Annotated in this window: 4 protein-coding genes; all 4 read left to right on the top strand. The window is 39.3% G+C overall.

The features are described 5' to 3' along the window. Window positions 1-536: 536 nt before the first annotated feature. The 4 genes from PX482_RS13105 (at window position 537) to PX482_RS13090 (ending at window position 1,787) form a co-directional block, all read left to right on the top strand. Complete coding sequence (locus PX482_RS13105; protein ID WP_002760312.1) at window positions 537-776, top strand: DUF4160 domain-containing protein; 240 nt, start codon at window positions 537-539, stop codon at window positions 774-776. 7 nt (window positions 777-783) lie between these two features. Further along, window positions 784-1,029 carry a DUF2442 domain-containing protein gene (locus PX482_RS13100; protein ID WP_043997139.1) on the top strand — a complete coding sequence of 82 codons (246 nt, stop codon included), beginning with the start codon at window positions 784-786 and terminating at the stop codon, window positions 1,027-1,029. Between the two features lie 310 nt (window positions 1,030-1,339). Further along, entirely contained in the window at window positions 1,340-1,546 is a 207-nt protein-coding gene (locus PX482_RS13095) for a hypothetical protein (RefSeq protein WP_002760310.1), read from the top strand. Beyond that, window positions 1,533-1,787, top strand: a complete 255-nt coding sequence (locus PX482_RS13090; protein ID WP_223213016.1) for a type II toxin-antitoxin system PemK/MazF family toxin — start codon at window positions 1,533-1,535, stop codon at window positions 1,785-1,787. Before PX482_RS13095 ends, PX482_RS13090 begins: the two co-directional genes overlap by 14 nt. The last annotated feature ends 534 nt before the right edge of the window (window positions 1,788-2,321 follow it).

The following is a 2,321-nucleotide window of genomic DNA, read 5'->3' as shown; positions in this document are numbered from 1 at the left end:
TTATCTGGCAAGAGACTTAATTGATTAGTTCGCTCTAGATAAAAAACAATTGACAAAAATCGCTAAATGCCTTTCTCTATAAGGGTTCCATCCCTTATAACCCCCGTCCATTGCATAACACAAACCGAAGAGCCGTATTTCTAAGGCGATCAACAAAGGTTTAAGGATGCGAGAGATTGATGTTATAATGTCTCCTGAATAGATATTAATGGCTCTTCTCGACTTTGTGTGATAATTTTTGCTTATGAAATCGTGAAATGTTTACTGGGAAAGACTTTTAGGACTATTTGGTTAAATAAACTATCAGTATAGACCTCGTTTCCACACAGAAACCAGAAGAGCCTATTAATTGAGGCTTTCGATAAAGAACGCATATAATAAGCCAATAAAAATAAAAAGGTGCGTTAATTGCACCCTACGCGATTGGCGAGCGCTCTGAAAGTCCTTATCGGTCTGATTGGCGTGCGACAATGATCGCTACAATTTCCGACTATAATAAAGAACCAGCAACTCTCAATGATTACGAATTTCACTGAATGCCAACGGTCATTAGAATTGGACATTTTCGGTTTCACTTCTATTCCGATGAAGGTTCCGAACCGCTACATATTCATGTACGTTCTCCTGATGGTGAATGTAAATTTTGGCTTGAACCGATAATCATTTTAGCTTCCAATCGTGGTATTCCTTCCCATGAGCTACGGGAAGTAGAGAGGCTAGTTTATAAAAATCAAGACCTTTTAAGGAGTGCTTATCGTGATTTCCACAAACATTAATCCTATAATGACTGTTGAGCCTGCCGCCATTCGAGCCTGGGCAGAAGAACGCATGATATACGTTGAACTCAGTGATGGACGTATTATCGGTTTTCCTAGTGATCGCTTCCGCATTTTGAAACAAGCAACGAATGAGCAATTGGCGGCGGTTAAGGTTGAAGTCAACGGCTATGCTCTACGGTGGGAAGAATTAGATGAGGATATTACCGTTCCGGGGATTGTCGCTGGTCATTTTCAGTTACCGCCTTTCTAATCTGTTTTGATAGTTCAAGCAACCGTAAGACGGATTTGCGTAGGTGATCGCACTGTTTTAAAGTTTAATTAACAAGAAGATAGTGATCGCACTGGATGAAAGGGTTTCTAAGGCGATCGCCAAAGGTTTAAGAATGTGAGGGATTGATGTTACAATCTCTTCAGAGGAAGGACTGATTGGGGCTTCTGATGAGGAACAGTTAGCTTATGCTTTATTGCAAAGCCGAGTCATTTTCACTTTTGATGATGGCGATCGCTGATGCTTCTACGCGCTGTGCTAATATCTCCAATATTATAGGTGCTTTTGCTTTATGAAAAATCAGTTATTAAAATTAGCTTTTGAAGTAGAAATTGAAGAAGGGGAGCAACTCAATCTTCCCAGTTCTATTGTGCAAGGAATTGGTAAAGGGAAGTGGGTGATTACTATTCAGCCCAAAACCTTAGTTAGCGATCGCCTTCATTCTTCTTTTTTGAATAGTTATGCCCCAGAAGACGAAGGTTTATATGACGATTATTAAAGGAGGTGAGTTCTGGGTTGCCAAAATTCTATTTACTGATGGTACATCATCAAAAAAAAGACCTGTGTTGATTCTTTGGGTTGATGGAGATGACGTTATTGTAACGGCAGTGACCTCAGCAATGCCCCGAACACAAACAGACATATTATTAAAAGATTGGGCCAATAGTGGTTTGAGGGTTCCCTCTACTGTACGTTTATCCCGTCTTGATTGCTTGGAAAAAAAACTTACTGCTTGCTAAATTGGGAAGGATTTCAAATGAAGATGCTGTCCATCTACTTAAAGTTTGGGACGATTATATTAAACCTCAATTTTAGACGATCGCGGTTTTAAAGTTTAATTAACAAGAAGAGGGCGATCGCACTGGATGAGGAGCAATTAGCCCAGACTTTAGCCGATCCAGATTTAATCCGTTCTAGCGATCGCGATGAAAAGGCGTTGTTATTTTCTAAGTGGTTTTCAACGATTCGGACGGGACGATTTTTAATTGTGGTGGTGGTTTCCCAATCTGCTCTTAGTCGTCATTGGATCGTGACCATATACACAGCCCGAAAAATTACAGGGGGAATAATAGACATCTTCAAAAATTATAACCCAGTCACAGCTTGCTTTTAGCTTGTGTACTAATTAAGTAGTTCGATAACTGAAATGTATATCTATCGTTGCTAATTCAATTTCACTGAAAAAATATGAGGCAATTAAAATAATTTTTATTCGGGTAGATTCCTTAACTAGAAAGACTTTTGGTCTTGAGATAATATTAGGTCGAGGTCTA

This window comes from Microcystis sp. M53602_WE12, assembly GCF_030065455.1.
Taxonomy (GTDB): domain Bacteria; phylum Cyanobacteriota; class Cyanobacteriia; order Cyanobacteriales; family Microcystaceae; genus Microcystis; species Microcystis aeruginosa.
Note: the sequence above shows the minus strand (reverse complement) of the source record. Positions and strands in the feature narration are given on the sequence as shown.